Below are 16,819 nucleotides of genomic sequence, written 5' to 3' on the forward strand. Positions count from 1 at the left end.
CCCGCTGGCCGGCTTGGTTCTCAACGCTAATATGAAGAACACATTGCTTGTTGTAGCTGACTTGGGAGGGTTCAAAGCCTTTAAACTCGAAAATAATCAACTCAACCGCGCGCCGCGCCTGGAATTCCTCGAGGAATTCGATAACAAGGCCGCCCATGGGCGTTTAGTGGACCGGGTCACTGATTTGGCCGGGCGTTTCCCGCGCCGGACGGGGACCAGCGCCGGCTGCGCGATGTCGGATGGCGAACGGCACAACATTGAGCTGGAATCGCGCAGACGACTGGTTCGCCAACTGGCCCAGCGTCTCAACACCCTGGCCCGCGGGCAGGAAATTGAGCGCTGTTTCCTGGCCGCCAGCAGGGAAATCAATCATCAGCTCATCGACGAGCTTGACCCTGCGGTGCGCGCAAAAATAGCCAAAAATGTGCCTGCGGACCTGACGAAATTGGAGCGAACCGACATCCTAAGCCATTTCTAGACGGTTGGCTTATAGACCTCGATCGAGTCGATCCGGTGATGATGCTGGACTCCGTGAACCTCGAACTCGACCTCATCGCCGATCTTGTGATTGAGCAGCGCTTGGGCCATGGGGGATAGATAGCTCACGACCCCTTTATCCGGGTCTGAATCCCACGCGCCCAGAATGGTGAAGAGTTCAGGCTGATTGGCCTCCAGATCGGTAGCGCGGACGATCGTCCCGATGCTTGCCACATCCGTGCGCGGGTTGGCAAAATCCGTCCCGCGCGCTCGAACAAGCTGTGTCTCGAGCTCGGCCTTTTGCTTCATCAGGAGCTTTTGCATCTCCTTGGCGGCTTTGTATTCGTGGTTCTCACGCAGGTCCCCGTAGCTGCGGGCAATGGCGATTTCCTTGGAATTGGCGGGAATCTTCTTCTCGACCAGTTCGTGATACTCGTTTTTGCGCCGTTCGAGGCTCTCCCAGGAGACGACCAAGTGTGATTCCTGCTTGGTTTGCTCGCCGGAAATGAGCGACTGGATGGCCGGGTAGCTCTTGACGATACGCGCCAGGAGCGAACGTTTATCCATGTCATCAAACGACGGAGAGAGCTGCAAGGCCCGAGTGAGGTCCTTGATGATTTCCAGGTCAGCCGACCCGATGAGTTCGACGAGTAGTTCCTGGTCGTCGAGGATAAAATCGCGCAAGCGGTTCGAGCGCCGCTCGTTGAACTGGTCTCGTTCCATGGCCGTCAGCATGGCGCGGAAGACCTCCGGCCCCAGGATATCGGCGAAGGAATCGTTGCGGTCTTTGGCCAGCCAGAGCAGCAGTTCGCTGCTGGCGGTGTGCTGGCTTATGAGCCGGGCCAGGGTCTCCTTGAGCTGGTCCATCTTGCCTTCATGGATGAGCAAGCCGGCAAATTCACGGCAGAGTTTGGCCGAAACCGAATTGAGCGTGTTCTCCAGCACCTGGGGCCAATGCTCGGGATTGGCAGCTTTGAAGGAATCGAGCGACCGCCGATGTTTGGCGGCAGGCAATTGCTCCATCAAGGCGCCCAGCTTCATGTCCTGTGACCAGATGGCCGTTGCATCCAGCTCGCCCGGGGTGGGGTCCACGGCGGCGTTGGCGCGAATATCATCCCGCAAGAAAATGGCCTCGAGGGCAACCGCCGGCTGGGTGCGCTGGTAGCTGGGGATTTCGTTATTGAAGGCCGAGATAACCTCGGTAGCAACAACTTTCTTATCCGACAAATCCTCGGCGTTCTTCAGTACCTCGCCAGCCACGGCAATACGGGCCTTGAGCCCTTTGGCGTCGCGGAATTCCTGCACCAATCGTTCCTGTAATGAGACTTCCTTTACCTGATAAATAATCGGGTCGCTCTTTTTAACCGGCACTTGAAAGTGTCCGTCCTTTTTCAATTCCCTTTTGGCAGCCTCCCACCATTTCTTCCAGTCATCGCGAATAATATCCGGCACCAGCACCTGCTGGATTTGGTCGGCGGTGGCTTTGCCACCGTAGCTGTTGAGGACGAGCTTGACCAATTCCAGATGGTTGGTGGCGGCCATCTGGCGCAGTCCCTCCAAATCGGCGGCCTTGCGGGCCAGGATGTGGTCCTTGGAAATGGGCTTGAGGGATTCGGCGGCGAAGGCCAGGTCCATAGTGTGGCCTGCCTTGTTGGGAAAGTCGATGGTGAATCGAGCAAAAACAGTATCGACGGTCTTGATCCTGCCAAACCCCCAGCTCCGGTGCATGCAAAAGCCGCTATTGGTCAGTTGCACCAACGCTTCGATATGGTGGCGATCCAGCTTGCCTGCTGTCGCCATTTTCTCGAATTCTTCTTTCATAAAAGGTTCTTAGCGCTCGCGTCCCCCGAGCAGAATGTCTATTAAAGATTGTGAGCGGGGAAAAACCAAGAGAAATTGCGGCTCGGGTCCTGGGGCGCCGGGGTGGGGCAGAGTTCATCGAGGCCCTACTGGATAGGGCGCTGGCGAAGGCGGGACTGACTGGGCCAGACCGCAGGCTCTGCCAGGAACTGGTTTATGGCGTGGTCCGCTGGCAGGCGACGCTCGATTGGCTGATAGCCCGTAAAACGGGCGCCCGCACCCAAAAGCCTGCCCTTCAGGACCTCCTCCAGTTGGGGCTCTACCAGGTCTTTTGGCTTGAGAGCATTCCCAACCATGCGGCTGTACATGAAACCGTCGAGATGGCCAAACGCGCCGGATTCGGTCCCCAAGCCGGGTTTATCAACGCGGTGCTTCGGGGGTACCTGCGCGAGTTTGAGCCAACCAGGCAACTGCTGGCAGACCTCAAAGTCACTCAGCCGCATCTGGGCTATTCCCATCCGGAATGGCTGGTAAAGCGTTGGCAACAACGATGGGGCGCCGAACAAACGGGACAATTGATGACCTGGAATAATACACCGCCCAAGACATTCGCCCGCGTTAACACTCTGAAAGCTGACGCCGGCAAGCTGGTGGCCCAATGGCGGGAAGAAGGGGTCGAGTACGATTTCGTGCGCGCCGATTGGCTCGAAGAGAACCTGGTCTTCGAGTTAAAATCCCACCCGCCCCTGGCGCGGCTGCCCAGTTTTCAACAGGGATTCTTTTATATCCAGGACCCCAGCACGTTGCTGGCTGTGGATGTGTTGCAGCCTCGCCCAGGCGAAGCGGTGCTGGACATGTGCGCAGCCCCGGGAGGCAAGTTGACGCACATCGCGCAACAGATGCGTAATGAAGGCCGCCTTGTCGCTCATGATATTTCACGGGAGCGCATCGGCTTAATCGAGGAGAATTGTGCGCGGCTTGGCGTCAAGCAGGTCGAGACAGTCTGCTCGGGGCCTCAAACCACGCCGAAGGGCGCGTTTACTAAACCGGGCTTGCCCTATCCGCAGCATCGCAAGAGCAACCTGTACCTGGACGGTCCTCAGGGCCCGATGGACCTGAATCCGGACGATTGCCCGCCCCAAAGCCAGATCTCGTTGCCTGGTGAAGGGCAACTGGGTTTGGCGGCAGCAGGCCTTTCACGCAAGGGCTTAGGCCCAAGTCCGCAATTCGACCGGGTCCTGGTGGATGCTCCGTGCTCAAATACCGGCGTGATGCGCCGGCGTGTGGACCTGCGCTGGCGAATCCGGCCAGAGGAAATCACACGGCTAAAGCGGGCGCAGATTGGGTTATTGCGCCAGGCAGCGCCGCTTCTGAAGCCCGGGGGGACCCTGATTTATAGCACGTGCAGCCTCGAACCGGAGGAAAATGAGGAGGTGGTCGCGGAGTTTTTAGCCGAGAACCGCGGTTTTCAAATGAACTTAGCCCGTGCGCTCTGGCCCGTCAGGGACCGTGTGGACGGGGCGTATGTGGCAAGAATAGTTGGGCCGGTTGCCGGCTCTTTTTCCGTGCCATAGGGCCGCCCGCGCTGTCAAACTGATGTCATGACCGCGACAGCCGGCATCATTCACACAGTGCTTACCCTGGTGCTGTTTGCTGGGCTGCTGGGCTGGCTGGTGTTTGTTTCCATCAAAACCGCCGATGACCCGGCGCGGATGGTTTTTAAATGGGTCATTACCATTCCGATTGTGGCTTATATGATTTGGGTGGTGGCGCCCTTGGTCGCCCGGGGAGGTTATTCAGGCGCTTTTGGTGGCATTCCCATGGCCGCAATCTGCGGGTTGGCATTGGCCATTATCTGGCGCAGAAGCATCGCCGAGATTGTCGCCAATCCGCTGTCCCACCTCTACGACGGGGGCAACGTGCCGCCCGAGCCGCGCCCGGCCTATTCGACTGCCCAGGCACGGCAGAAGTCGGGCAAATACCTCGAGGCAATCGCCGAGGTTCGCAAGCAACTCGAAAAGTTCCCGACTGATTTCGAGGGCCACATGCTCCTGGCCCAGATTCAAGCGGAGGATTTGAAAGACCTCCCCGGGGCTGAGCTAACGATTCAGCGCCTTTGCTCGCAGCCAGGTCATGCCCCGGCTAACATTACTTTCGCCCTGCTTTCCCTGGCCGATTGGCAGCTCCAGGTGGCTCAGGATCGGGAGGCCGCTCAGCGCGCCCTCGAACAAATCCTCACGCTGCTGCCGGATTCAGAATTTGCTCTCACCGCCGCGCAAAGAATCGCCCACCTGACCAGCCCGGAAATGCTGCGGGAACGCAACGAAGAGAAGAAATATGCGCTGGCAGAAGGGATTCAGAACGTGGGCCTGGCAAAGAACCTGAAATCACTTCAGCCAATCGAGAAGGACCCGAGCCAGGCGGCGCTCGATTATGTCCAACACCTCGAGGAACACCCGTTGGACAGCGAGGCGCGGGAGAAACTGGCCATTCTTTACGCCGACCATTACCATCGCCTGGATTTGGCAACGGACCAGTTGGAGCAGATGATCCAGCAACCCAATCAACCCGCCAAACTCGTGACGCGCTGGCTCAATTTGCTGGCGGACCTGCAAATCCGTTGCGGAGCCGATTATGACACCATCCGCTCGAGCCTCGAACGCATCGTCGAACGCGGACCGAACCTGGCCCCAGCCGAAAATGCGCGCAACCGCATTAGCCTGCTCAAGCTCGAACTAAAGGGAAAACAGAAAACGGATTCTGTAAAGATGGGCACTTACGAGCAGAACATCGGATTAAAACGCGGCACAAGACCTTAGTGGGTGTTTTGAAATCGTAGCAGCCGACGCCAGGAGGCTCTGATTTCAGCCCTGAGTTTCACCGGGCCGAGCCAGCGTGTTGACCAACAGAAGAAGGATCAGAGCCTCCTGGCGTCGGCTGCTACGGACCAGGGCGAGAGCGGATTTGTTCTATTGCCCAGTGGGCGTGTTCGGCGATAAGCGGCTCCTGGTCATTCGCCGCCTGCTGCAACGCGGGAAGGGCGCTCGCGTCGCCCGTATTGCCCAGCGCCACACAAACATTTCTCTGCAAACCGCGCCGGCGCGCGCGAGCGATGGGAGTGGCGCCAAAACGTTTTTTGAAACCGGCCTCATCCAGCGCCAGCAACTCCAACAGGTTCGGCCGCTCGAGACCGACTTGCGCAGACGCGCGCATCAAATGGCCTTGATGCGCAAATCGGTTCCAGGGACAAGCGGCGAGACAATCGTCGCAACCATAAATCCGGTTGCCGATCGCCGGGCGCAACTCGATGGGGATTGGCCCCTTCAATTCGATTGTCAGATAGGAGATGCAGCGGCGGGCATCCAATCGGAATGGGGCTGTTATGGCCGCAGTAGGGCAGGCGCTCATGCAACGCGTGCAGGAGCCGCAGTGGTTTCTCTCGGGCGCGTCCGGTTCGAGTTCAAGCGTGGTGAGGATTTCAGCGAGAAAAATCCAGTTCCCAAGCCGGCGGCTGATGAGGTTGGTGTGCTTGCCGATAAAACCCAGGCCGGCGCGCTGGGCGTAGTCCCGTTCCAACACCGGGCCGGTATCCACATACCATAACGAGCGCGTGCGCGGTCCACCGAGGTCATTGAGGAATTCAGTGAGGGCCCGAAGCGGTTTGCGCAGCACCTGGTGGTAATCGGCATAACGCGCGTAGCGCGCCACCACGCCCGCAGGCAGGTGCGCACTTATCCCTGAGCCTGCTCCCTTACTGGGAGAACCGTGGGATGGACTCCCGTTGCTTACCATCGCGGGCGAAGCGTAAGAGGCTGCCAAAGTGATGATGCTCCTGGCTCCGGGCAGGACTTTTTGCGGATCGAACCGCTTTGCGGCATTGCGTTCGAGGTAAAGCATCTCGCCATGGCGCTCTTGGGATAACCAGCTTTGCAATCTGGCCGCAGACTCGGGCGGGTGCGCCGTGGTGACCCGGCAATCATCGAACCCCAACTCCCGTGCGCGCTGCCGAAGACCGCTTTTCATCGATAGGCCGCCTGCGCCATGTGAAACTGGTGTATGACCTGTGTCGCCACTTCCCGCACGGTGCGCAACTCGGTATTCACGAGCACATCGGCCTGACGATAATATGGCTCACGCTCGGCCAGCAGGCTGCGAATTTTTTCAAGCGGGTCCGCTCCATGCAACAGGGGCCGGTGATCGTGGTCGCGGACGCGCTCGAAGATGGCTTCGGCTGAGGCCCACAAACAGACGACCAGCGAATGACTCTTGAGGCTCGTCAGATTGCTCGGGGTTGCCGGCAGACCGCCTCCGGTCGAGATGACCGTTTTGGTGCGCTTTGCCACGTCCTGGACGATGCGCCGCTCCCAGTCGCGAAAGGCAGGTTCACCATCTTGTTGGAAAATATTGGCCACAGACTTGCCGGCCCAGGCCTCAATGACCTGATCGGTGTCAAGGTATGTGAAATGCAAGTGAGAGGCAACCAGCCGGCCCACAGAAGATTTGCCGGTCCCCATGAAGCCAATCAACGCGAGATTGTGGATTGGCCGGGTGCTGTTCACACTCTGGATTAGCGGATTTTGGCGCGATTAGCACGTGGATTTTGCCTGGTCTTTCAGAAGCCCTCCCAATGGAGCACCCAATGCCCTGCCACTCTCCTGCTTTTCGCGATAGCTTTAGTAATAAACCCTTTGGCCTTGGTAACGGCTTGCACCATCCCCAGGCCACGTGCCAAATAGGCCGTCACCGCTGCCGAGTAGGTGCACCCGGTGCCGTGCGTGAGCACACCCCGCACCAACGGGGCGCTGAGAAGCAGTTCCTGGCGACCGTCGTAAAAGATGTCCATGGCGTCCCGGCCTCGACGCAAATGGCCGCCTTTGACAAGAACCGCGCAGCCAAAGCGGGAATGCAGTTGCCTGGCCGCGGTGCGCAGGTCTTCAGGCGAACGCAGCCGTTCTCCCACGAGGACTTCCGCTTCGTGCAGGTTGGGCGTGACCAACGCCGCCAAGGGCAGCAACTCGTCGCAAAGGGCGCGGACCGCGCTGGGCCTGATCAAGGGTCTGCCGCTGGTCGAAATCATAACCGGATCGACCACCAGCGGGATGGGATGCCGCGCCAGAAATTCGGCTATTATTCGAACAATGGCGGCTGAGTAGAGCATTCCGGTTTTGGCAGCGGCCGGGTGCAAGTCATTGATGACTGCCTTGAGTTGTTGCTGAAGGATGACCGTGCTGCAAGGCTGGATGCCCAGGATGCCACGAGGCGATTGGGCGGTGAGGCAGGTAATGGCGCAAGTTCCATGCACGCCCAGGGCGGCAAACGTTTTCAAATCCGCCTGGATTCCGGCGCCGCCGCCGCTATCGGACCCGGCGATGGTCAGGGCTGCGCGCATATTTCGGGAAGAGGGCATCAGGAGTTCAGGCTACCATGAACGATGACGGAGGAAAGGCAAACCAAAAGCCTGAACTCTCCCTTGAATTCCCTCCTCCACAAGCGGATGATGGACAGGACTAAAGAATAGCCGTGAAAAGGCCCCTGTATATCGGTCTAGGTCTCCTGGGAACCATAATCCTGGGTGGCCTTTTGGCGTCTGTCCCCCATTCCAGCCGCCCAACTTACCAGGGCAAGACCGTAACCGAATGGGCATTACTTGCCTACAGCGGTGATGGAAGGGCAGCTCTCGAATTGAAGGCGCTCGGATCAAATGTTGTCCCCGAGTTGGTCCAGATGCTGGATGCGAAAGACCCGGTGATTGAAAAAGAGATGTGGGATTTGCAGCCAAAAATACCGCACCCATTTCGGTCCATGGCGCATGTCAAGGCGCCTCAGGCAGCGGCAATGCGCGGGGCAGGGGCGCGGTCGTTGGGCATCCTGGGCCCCGCTGCTGGCGCGGCGGTCGCTGCCCTCGGTAAAGCGCTCTGCGGCAATGATCACCAACTCCGGTGGGACGCCTCGGCGGCGCTGGGAAGGATTGGCAAGAAATCCGTGCCGGTCTTGACGGAGGCGCTAAAGGGTCAGGACCCGGATGTGCGGCGGGCGTCTGTCTATGCGCTCGCCGAGATAGGGACACAAGCTGAGGCCTCGCTGCCCACGCTGGCCAAATTGCTCAACGATCCGGACGCGAACGTGCGAGCCGCAGCGGCCTACAGTATGCACCAGATAACCGGGCCGCACATCCTGGCCAATTGATTTGATTATTTCGACCCCGAATCCAGGGCCTTATAGGCCTTGGCAATGCCATCGTCGATCGAGCTTGAATGGCTTTCGTGCGGGTATTTTTGCCGGTAAGCACGAAACTCCTGAATGATCTTTAAAAGCTGGGGATTTCCCTCCGCAGCCGGTTGGGCGGCGAGAGCAGCGCCTAACTTGGCAACGTCGGCGTCGAGGTGATTCTCCATGAGTGACATCGCTTCGGCGGTTTTGCCTGCTCGCAATTGATTCAAATAGGAAATTGTGACACTGGCCTGCTGCGCCCACAGCAGGGTTGTCATCGTGGTTTGGGCAGGCGCTTGCGCATCGGTACTGGTGTTGAGCAGCAAACCTACCAGGACACCGCAGCCAAAGAGCATTGAGGCAAGTCCCAAAGGGAGTTTTCGTTTCATAAAAATAGCCATTTCGGTTTAGCAATCCATTTCAGCTTAGTCCACCCCATCGAGCAGGCTCGCTTATTAGAAAGGAGTGTAGTTTCCCATTCCTCGACTGTCAATTACAACACGGCAGCTTGCCGGCGAGAGCCGAATTGGTCAGCATCCCAGTCCTGATGTCCCGGAACGGCAATACTCGCTGGGCAATCGTCTGTTGCGCAATACTGGCGGGCCTGGTGCTAGCCGCATTTGGGCCGGTCGCAGGCAACGGGTTTATTAATTACGACGACCCGGACTACGTCGTGCGCAATGAGCGGGTGCTGTCGGGACTAACGTGGGACAACACGGTTTGGGCCTTTCAAACCTTTCATGCCGGCAATTGGCATCCCATCACGTGGCTCTCGCATATGGTGGATTGCCAGTTCTTTGGCCTGAACGCCCGCGCTCACCACCTGACCAGCCTCCTTTTTCACCTGGCCAACAGCCTGATTTTGTTCTTCCTCATGCTGCGTCTGACGGCCACCCTCTGGCGCAGCGCGTTTGTGGCCGCGTTGTTTGCTCTGCATCCATTGCACGTCGAATCGGTCGCCTGGATTTCCGAGCGCAAGGACGTGTTGAGCGCATTCTTCGGGCTCCTCTCCATCTGGTTTTATGCCAGTTACGCGAGACGCACCTCCGACGCTCCACGCTCCACGCTGCATGCTTTACTGCCCTTTCTCCTCTCTCTCGTCCTGTTCGCCCTCGGCCTGATGAGCAAAGCGATGCTCGTGACGTTGCCATTCTTGCTCCTTCTGCTGGACTTCTGGCCTCTTCAACGAACCCGGTTGCCAATTGTGCACGAAGAATTATCACTCGCGAACGAGGTCTCATCCAAGAGTTCCTGCCCGGTCGCCTTTAGCCGGCTGGTTCTTGAAAAACTTCCATTCCTCACGCTGGCCGCAATCTCTGGCGTAATCACCTTTTGCGCGCAGAAGCGCCAAGGCGCTGTGGTGCCGGTCACGCTTCTCTCGCTGGGTTCGCGCTTCGAGCACGCATTGGTTTCTTACGGTATTTACCTGATGAAGACATTTTGGCCGGTTCGCCTGGCTGTCTATTATCCATTGCCTGACCAGGAGCCACTAGGCGCGGTAGCTTTGGCAGGCGCGGGGCTGACGCTAATCTCGCTGAGTGCGGTGCTTTTGTGGCGCACCCGGCCATACCTGGCGGTTGGATGGCTCTGGTTCGTGGGCATGCTGGCGCCTGTGAGCGGGCTGGTCCAAACGGGCCTGCAGGCCCAAGCGGACCGATACAGTTATCTCCCATCGATTGGCTTGTTCATTGTGGTGGCCTGGGGCTTGGCCGACATTGCACGGGCTTCTCGAATTCGCCAAATCAGCTTTGCCTCGGGTTCTGCGGCAATCCTCGTCCTTTGCGGGATTCTGACCAATGCCCAAACGCGCTTGTGGAAGGACAGCGAAACCCTTTTCCGCCACACGATTGATATTACCCCTGAGAATCCCGTCGCCAGGGTGAATCTCGGTTCTGCGCTCATCGAGGAGGGCAAATTTGCAGAGGCAAAGCAGCAATTCGCGGAAGCCGTCAGGCTCAAGCCCGGATATGCCGAGGCGCAAAGCAACCTCGGGTTTGCCCTGGCCATGCAGGGCAAAAGCGGAGATGCGGTTGCCCAGTATAGGCTCGCATTAGGCATTAACGCCCGCCTGGTGCGCACTCGTTCTTTGCTCGGCAGCGCGCTTCTGGCCCAAGGAAAACGCGCCGAAGCCGTCGCCGAGTACAGAACCGCTCTGAGAGAGGACCCCGACTGGCCGGCCGCCTTGAATGATCTTGCCTGGGTTCTTGCCACCAGTCCTGAAAAATCCCCCGACAACGGCGCGGAGGCCGTGCGCCTTGCGGAGAAGGCCTGCACCCTCACTAAGTTCCATGAACCGCTGTTCATCGGCACTTTGGCTGCCGCCTACGCGCGGGCCAACCGCTTCAAGGAAGCAATCATGACGGCTGAAAGAGCAAAGACCCTCGCGGCCAAACTCGGAGAGAAAGCGATTGTCGAGCGCAATGAACACCTGCTGGAACTTTACCATGCCGGAAAGCCTTACACGGAGTAGAACTGGCAGCGCTCCTCGCCAAGCGTCTTGGACTGCGCCAGTCCTCTGATACTTTTGGAGTGGGGTGGCAAGCGCAGCGCGACACCGCTTTTGGTCTGCAACTTTCACGCAACTGAGTCTGCTGCCTTCTCAAAGCGCCGTCGCCGCTGCGCTCTGCCGGCGCACTCCAAAGAGATTGTTGCGGGAATTATTCCCCACTATACTGGCTTTGGTGAAGAACTTTGCTTTGTTTGCCCTTGCCACCTTACTGATGGCTCAGATCCCGGTTTCCGCGCAGGAGATTTCGTCCAACCCTCAGCCTGTTTCGACAAGGTTTGCCGGCTGGGCCACTAATGCGCCTGCGGTTTACAAGTTATTCAGCCAAGCCGTTACAAACCCGGCACACCAACTCCGGTTCACGACGAATCCGGTTTTCGATCACTTCATTCCAGGGACACTCAGTTGCGAGACTTGGACGAATTTCATGGCCCACACCAACGGCGCGAGCATCGGTTTGTGGTCCGTCCGCTTGCGCCCGGCGGGCTGGCCGGCCATGCCGCCCGTCGTGAGGTGGAACACCCATTGCATCGCCTGGGGCATGGCGGGTTTGACGGCTATCAGTCCTTGTTGGGAGGGCGAGGGAGGCCCAGGGCAAGTGCCTATCACCGCATTGACAAAACGGCATGGGTACACCCGAGGCCATGGGATGGGCCCTGAAGGGTTCAGGAAGGTTTATGCCGGGAAGAAGGTCTGGTTTCTCGAAGCGGACGACACCCTCATCGAGCGCAGGATAGTTGAGAGTGTGACCCGCATCACTCAGGGCCGCGATTACACCATCATGCTCTTTAACAAAGACCTGCCCGACTCGATTGCCCCTATGCGCGTCGTTTCGACTGACATGGCCTGTATCAAGTGCCCCTACCGCCCCAATGCTCCTTGGTTGATTTTTCGCACCGAACAGGGCGGCTGCATCAGCACTACCATCCCCGGCTTCTCGACCATCACCTGGAAGGGGGGCGACTCTGGCTCACCCGACATGCTACCGCTGCCTGGAGAGCTGGTTTTTTTCCGGGGTCGAACCACAACGGGCCCAAGCCCCGAGATGCAAAAGGACATGGACGCGCTCTGCAAATCCGCCAGGCTTAACCCATCGAGATACCAACTCGATTGGGCCGATTTGTCCATGTACCCGTCTTTCGCTTCTGGGTTCTGAGGCCACGCGCGCTTGGGCTTCGTCCCCAGCCCTTACTCTCACTCTTACTCTTACTCCTGCACTTGCTCCCACTCGGCCTCCGAGGGGGACGTTCCCGGCGCCCGGAGGACGATTCTGAAAGGCCATCGTAAAAGTAAGATAGCCAGACCCTCTGGTTTCCACCGTTCTTTGTGCTCTTTGTATTCTTTTGCGGCTTTCAGAAAACTTCCATTTTGATGTGGTGTTTTATTTTGACAAAAGTATAATAAAAGCATGAAGAATGGTGGAAAGGTGTGGGTATGCATGGTCGGCAGCCTTGCTCTTTGCACGGCGGCAAACGCCATTACTGACACTGCCCCTTACCAGGGGATTGTCGAGCGCAACGCGTTCGGGCTCAAGCCCCCGCCCCCGCCGCCTGACCCCGAGGCCACCAAACCGCCCCCGCCGAAAATCATTCTCACGGGCATTCTTGCCGGAAGCGTATTTGGCGGCAAACGCGCGCTCATGAAAACGCCCCCGGCGCCGGTCAAACCCGGCCAAAAACCCGGTACGGAGGAGTATTACATCCTCAATATCGGCCAACGCCAGGGAGACATCGAGGTTCTGGATATTGATGATAAAGCCGGCAGCGTTAAGGTGAACAATGGCGGAACGGTTGAAACGCTGACGCTGGATAAAGACGGCCAAAAGTTGCCCACTACAACACCGCCAGCCGGGATTCCCACGCCAACCGGTATCGTGCCCCCGCCGATGTCCATTCCAGGCCGCGGCTTTAACCCGAGCGGCGGCGCCCCCGGCTTCACGATGCCCACGCGTGCTATGCGCTCCAATACCACCACGCCTGGAAGCCCTGGAATGAACCCGGGAATGGCTAATGGAATGGTTAATGGAATGGCCAATGGCGTGGCTCTTCCTGGTTTCGGTACGGCGCAAAGCGCGGCATCCGCGCAATTTCCTGAATCAAACTTGAGTCCGGAGGAGCAGGATGTCCTTATCGCAGCGCAGTATCAAAATGCCAAAATGAAAGGCGATCCCTCTGCAGCCTTATTCCCTCCAACCCGGCTTACACCTAACGTGAACACGGTCCCGATGCCCGGCGCTCCCGGCAGCGGAACTCCGAACCCGGGTGCGGGTCCGCAGGTGATGCCGCCTTCACCCTTCAACTTCGGCAGAGGGCTGCCCCCGGCCCCGCAATAAGATTCCCTCGCGTAAGAGCTTTGTCTTTGGAGCGCAGCGGCGACGGCGCTTTGGAAAGGCGGCAGGATTCAATCCCCGTGAAAGTCACAGCCCCAAAGCGGTGTCGCGCTTCGCTTGCCACCGCACTCCAAAACACGTCACCATTCGTTCACGACATCGTACTCGTCAGGGATTTGCAGCCGGTCTGTCTTAAAACGATAGATTGTCCTTACCTGGGCTGGAGTGGCTGTACGCTCGAACCATCTGGCCGAACACCACGGATACAGGCTTGCGAGGGGCGCCAATCCGTGCTTTACGGGATTCCTATGGACATAGTTCAGCCGCGCCAAATACGATTTCTCGTAAGTCAGTCGTGTTTCCCGAAAATTGTGCCAAACCTTCCGACCCGGCGTGCCATCCAGACGATTAAGCCACTTCGCGGTTTTCTCGTGCAGTTTACCGAGCATCCGCCGAAGGTTGGCTGCATCAGGTTCTTTTGGCGGTGAATGCGCGACGAAATGATAATGGTTCGAGAACACCGCCCAAGCCTCCAGGCGCCATTTAAATTCTGACGCTACAACAAGCAGACCACGATGCAGCACGCGCAGCCGCTCGGCGCCACGGAAGTGATGAGATTTCAAATAGGTTCCTGCGGTAACAAAATAAGTCCCGCCTTGAGAAAGCTGGTGAGTGGGTGCGCGCGGCCAGGGTATTTTCGGCTCCTGCATTCGCCAAAAGATGGGCATTCGGCGCAAATTCACCAGCATTTTTTGAGTGAGCGCCGGCAGAGCGCAGCGGCCGCTTTTGCCTTTGGAGTGCGCCGGCAGAGCGCAGCGACGACGGCGCTTTGGGAAGGCGGACAGTCCCAAGGCCAAATCGCAGGGGTAAACCTCGTTGGGCGCTACCAGGCAAAGCGGTGTCGCGCTTCGCTTGCCACCGAACTCCAAAACAGGTCACCAGCAATCCTATGGTCACTGGGTCCGGTACGGCTTTCCTGCGCGGTAGAGTTCAAGAAGGTCCTTGTTCTTCTGCGCCAATTCGGATTCATGCCAAAGCTGGGCGTGGTCGCAGGCCATTTGGGCAGTGGCAACCGCCGCATCGAACTGCCCCGCTTCGGCGTACGCTGCAGCCAATGTCCCGATAAAAACCGTTCTTTGGTAATCGGTTAGCTGGCAAGCGCGTTGGGCCAATCGAACGGCTTCAGTCCCGTTCTGCAGCTTGGGATCAGGGGAGGTTGCGCGCAACCACGCCAGGTTGTTGAGGGCCTCGGGAACATTCGGGTCGCTTTGAAGCGCCAATTCATAGTGGTGGATCGCCTCTGCGCATCTACCTTCGTCAGCGAGGACAGAAGCCAACTGGCCCTGGGCCTTCGCAAAACCCGGATCGATCTGGAGAGCTCTTTGTAATTCATAAGATGCTTCATTGAGTTTTCCCTGTTCGGCAAGGGCTTTGCCGAGGCTGAAGCGAGCAACGGAATTGTCAGGCGTGACCGACAGGGCATGCTGAAACAAGGTCAGTGTGTCCTTCCAGTAGCGAGTCTGCACATTACTCGCCATGGCACAGGCCGCCAGCAACATGAACCCCAGAGCAAAGGTGAGCTTCCTTGGAATGGCATGCTGGGAGGCCATTTCTGCAGTCAGCCAGGTGAGAGCGATGAACAAACCGACGAACGGCAAATAGCTGTATCGGTCTGCCATCGATTGGGCGCCGACTTGAACGATGCCGATTACGGGTATTAGCATGCCCAAAAACCAAAACCAGCCGGTTGCCAAGAATGGAAAACGCCGTGTCCCAAACAGGACGGCAATGCTGATCGCCAGCAATAGTGCAGCCGCCGCAGCGACTTGCCACAAAGCCCAATTCGCCGGCTGCGGATAAAACACTGTCAGGTCTGCTGGCCAGAATAGCTTCCCAAGATAACGGCAATATGAAACCAGGGCATTGGCCAGGCGCGCCGATAGCGGCAGCGCGTTGAGCGTAGCCACCGCGCCGCCGGCCTGTTGTACGCGTAACGTGACAAAGCTCGATATGGCGCTCAGCGCCAGAAATGGGAGTTTCTCGATCAGAATCCTTGGCGAAACGGACCGGAGCGAGGGCTGGAGGCGCTGCAAGGGCCAAAAATCCAGCAGCAGGAGAACGAAAGGCAGGGTTACCAGCATGGGCTTGCTCATCAAGCCAAGGGCGAACAAGGCCAGGGAAAGGAGGTAGGGCGGCAAAACGTCGAGCGTCGAGCGTCGAGCGTGGGGCGCCTTTGCGGCGTAGTTCGCGTAGGCCCAAATGGTTAGAAAGCCGAAAAACGCGCTAAGCAGGTCCTTTCGCTCAGAAACCCAGGCGACCGTTTGGACGTGCATGGGATGAACCGCAAAAAGCCCCGCCACGAGCGCGCTGCGCCAGAGCGACCCGGTCAATCGCTTAAGCAAAAAAAACAGAAGCAAGGTATTGGTGACGTGGAGGAGCAAGTTGACCGCGTGATGGGCACCGGGGCTGACGCCAAAGAGGGTCACATCCAGCATGTGCGAGGCCCAGGTTAAGGGGTGCCAATTGCCAGCCCAACCGGTGGTGAAGGCCCAAGCCAATCCCCGCCAGGTGAGCCCGGCCAGAACCTGGGGGGTTTGGGTGACGTAATCAGGGTCATCATAGTTGATGAACCCGTTGCGGAGCACCGGCCAGAAGGCGGCCACGGCGAGAGCAATCAGCAACGCGCTGAGCAGGAGGATGCAGACAAAAACGTCCAAATGCCTTCGATCATTTGCGCGCAGGTCTTCCAACATCATGACTTTAGCAGGACGCAATGAGATGGCAAAGCACAAGAATACGTTTGTTTCTTTGTTTTGGAGTGCGCCGGCAGAGCGCAGCGGCGACGGCGCTTTGGGCTAGCCGGACAGGGCCAACTGCGAATTGCGAAGGTTAAACCTTGCGGAAACTCCCAGGCAAAGCGGTGTCGCGCTTCGCTTGCCACCGCACTCCAAAAGGGCGCGTGTACAAAAAAAGAAGCCGCCCGTTTCCGAGCGGCTTGTGTGTGATTTAAAGAGCCTTCTCTTACTTGCGACGGCGGAAGATCAGCAGCGCAGCAGCGCCGAGACCAGCCAATGCGAAGGTGCCCGGTTCAGGCACCGCTGCGATAACATACAGTGAGAAGGGTGAGGTGATTGGTGTGCCTGCCGCTGTCGGTACTGTTCCAAACAACGGGAATGGAGGTAGTCCCTGCGCTCCGCCACCAGCTTCACCAAAGCCAACGCTTGAGAGACCAAAGAAGGCCGAGCCATTCTTGACAGTCCAATTTCCACCATTCCACTGACCACCACTGAAGGTCGAGCCGTTGAGCTCTGCGGCAATGGTGCTCCAATCATGGCCGAGGTTTGAGGACCAACCAACAACTGCAAATGAGTTGGTGACACCTGGTGCCCAACCAGTTGTCGTCGCGGCGGTACTGCCTCCGCTCAAGCGACCACCCGCTGGTATATTTGTAGCATAGCTGCCAGTAAATGTCCAAGTGCCCCCAAGTAAGGCAGCAC

At 58.3% G+C, this 16,819-nt stretch carries 15 protein-coding genes; 7 read left to right on the forward strand and 8 right to left on the reverse strand.

Annotated elements, in window-relative coordinates; genetic code table 11:
• Positions 1–31: 31 nt before the first annotated feature.
• The gene (locus VG146_10190) at positions 32–478 is read left to right on the forward strand and encodes a host attachment protein (protein HEV2392717.1); all 447 of its coding nucleotides are present in this window, start codon (positions 32–34) and stop codon (positions 476–478) included.
• Here VG146_10190 and VG146_10195 read toward each other — a convergent pair.
• Entirely contained in the window at positions 475–2,298 is a 1,824-nt protein-coding gene (locus tag VG146_10195) for a GreA/GreB family elongation factor (GenBank protein HEV2392718.1), read from the reverse strand. The two genes, VG146_10190 and VG146_10195, sit on opposite strands and share 4 nt — an antisense overlap.
• Positions 2,299–2,348: 50 nt before the next feature.
• Here VG146_10195 and VG146_10200 point away from each other — a divergent pair, with 50 nt between their 5' ends.
• A complete protein-coding gene (locus VG146_10200; GenBank protein HEV2392719.1) occupies positions 2,349–3,851 on the forward strand; it encodes a transcription antitermination factor NusB in 1,503 nt (500 codons plus the stop codon).
• A 27-nt stretch (positions 3,852–3,878) separates the two neighbouring features.
• Positions 3,879–5,096 (forward strand): hypothetical protein, encoded by a 1,218-nt coding sequence (locus VG146_10205; GenBank protein HEV2392720.1) that lies wholly within the window; start codon positions 3,879–3,881, stop codon positions 5,094–5,096.
• A gap of 121 nt (positions 5,097–5,217) precedes the next feature.
• Here the strand turns inward: VG146_10205 and queG are convergent, their stop codons facing one another.
• From queG to thiD, 3 genes are read right to left on the reverse strand one after another with little or no spacing between them, the layout of a single operon-like run.
• Entirely contained in the window at positions 5,218–6,300 is a 1,083-nt protein-coding gene (gene queG / locus VG146_10210; protein ID HEV2392721.1) for a tRNA epoxyqueuosine(34) reductase QueG, read from the reverse strand.
• Positions 6,297–6,836, reverse strand: a complete 540-nt coding sequence (locus tag VG146_10215) for a shikimate kinase (GenBank protein ID HEV2392722.1) — start codon at positions 6,834–6,836, stop codon at positions 6,297–6,299. Before VG146_10215 ends, queG begins: the two co-directional genes overlap by 4 nt.
• Positions 6,837–6,889: 53 nt before the next feature.
• Positions 6,890–7,684 carry a bifunctional hydroxymethylpyrimidine kinase/phosphomethylpyrimidine kinase gene (gene thiD / locus VG146_10220; protein HEV2392723.1) on the reverse strand — a complete coding sequence of 265 codons (795 nt, stop codon included), beginning with the start codon at positions 7,682–7,684 and terminating at the stop codon, positions 6,890–6,892.
• 113 nt (positions 7,685–7,797) lie between these two features.
• Between thiD and VG146_10225 the strand changes: the two genes are divergently transcribed.
• Positions 7,798–8,463, forward strand: coding sequence for a HEAT repeat domain-containing protein (locus VG146_10225; protein ID HEV2392724.1), 666 nt, complete (start codon positions 7,798–7,800; stop codon positions 8,461–8,463).
• A 5-nt stretch (positions 8,464–8,468) separates the two neighbouring features.
• Here the strand turns inward: VG146_10225 and VG146_10230 are convergent, their stop codons facing one another.
• A complete protein-coding gene (locus VG146_10230) occupies positions 8,469–8,876 on the reverse strand; it encodes a hypothetical protein (GenBank protein HEV2392725.1) in 408 nt (135 codons plus the stop codon).
• A 119-nt stretch (positions 8,877–8,995) separates the two neighbouring features.
• Here VG146_10230 and VG146_10235 point away from each other — a divergent pair, with 119 nt between their 5' ends.
• The 3 genes from VG146_10235 (at position 8,996) to VG146_10245 (ending at position 13,325) form a co-directional block, all read left to right on the forward strand.
• Positions 8,996–10,957 carry a tetratricopeptide repeat protein gene (locus VG146_10235; protein ID HEV2392726.1) on the forward strand — a complete coding sequence of 654 codons (1,962 nt, stop codon included), beginning with the start codon at positions 8,996–8,998 and terminating at the stop codon, positions 10,955–10,957.
• Between the two features lie 250 nt (positions 10,958–11,207).
• Positions 11,208–12,149: a hypothetical protein gene (locus VG146_10240; GenBank protein HEV2392727.1), complete on the forward strand. Its 942-nt coding sequence runs from the start codon at positions 11,208–11,210 to the stop codon at positions 12,147–12,149.
• Positions 12,150–12,401: 252 nt separating this feature from the next.
• On the forward strand, positions 12,402–13,325 hold the full coding sequence (locus tag VG146_10245) for a hypothetical protein (GenBank protein ID HEV2392728.1): 924 nt from the start codon (positions 12,402–12,404) through the stop codon (positions 13,323–13,325).
• Between the two features lie 137 nt (positions 13,326–13,462).
• Here VG146_10245 and VG146_10250 read toward each other — a convergent pair whose 3' ends face one another.
• The 3 genes from VG146_10250 to VG146_10260 all read right to left on the reverse strand — a co-directional run.
• Positions 13,463–14,065, reverse strand: a complete 603-nt coding sequence (locus VG146_10250; GenBank protein HEV2392729.1) for a hypothetical protein — start codon at positions 14,063–14,065, stop codon at positions 13,463–13,465.
• 210 nt (positions 14,066–14,275) lie between these two features.
• Positions 14,276–16,078, reverse strand: coding sequence for a hypothetical protein (locus VG146_10255; GenBank protein HEV2392730.1), 1,803 nt, complete (start codon positions 16,076–16,078; stop codon positions 14,276–14,278).
• 265 nt (positions 16,079–16,343) lie between these two features.
• A partial coding sequence (locus tag VG146_10260; protein HEV2392731.1) for a PEP-CTERM sorting domain-containing protein occupies positions 16,344–16,819 on the reverse strand: 476 nt, incomplete at its 5' end.

The organism is Verrucomicrobiia bacterium (genome assembly GCA_035946615.1).
Classification (GTDB): Bacteria; Verrucomicrobiota; Verrucomicrobiia; order Limisphaerales; family UBA8199; genus DASYZB01.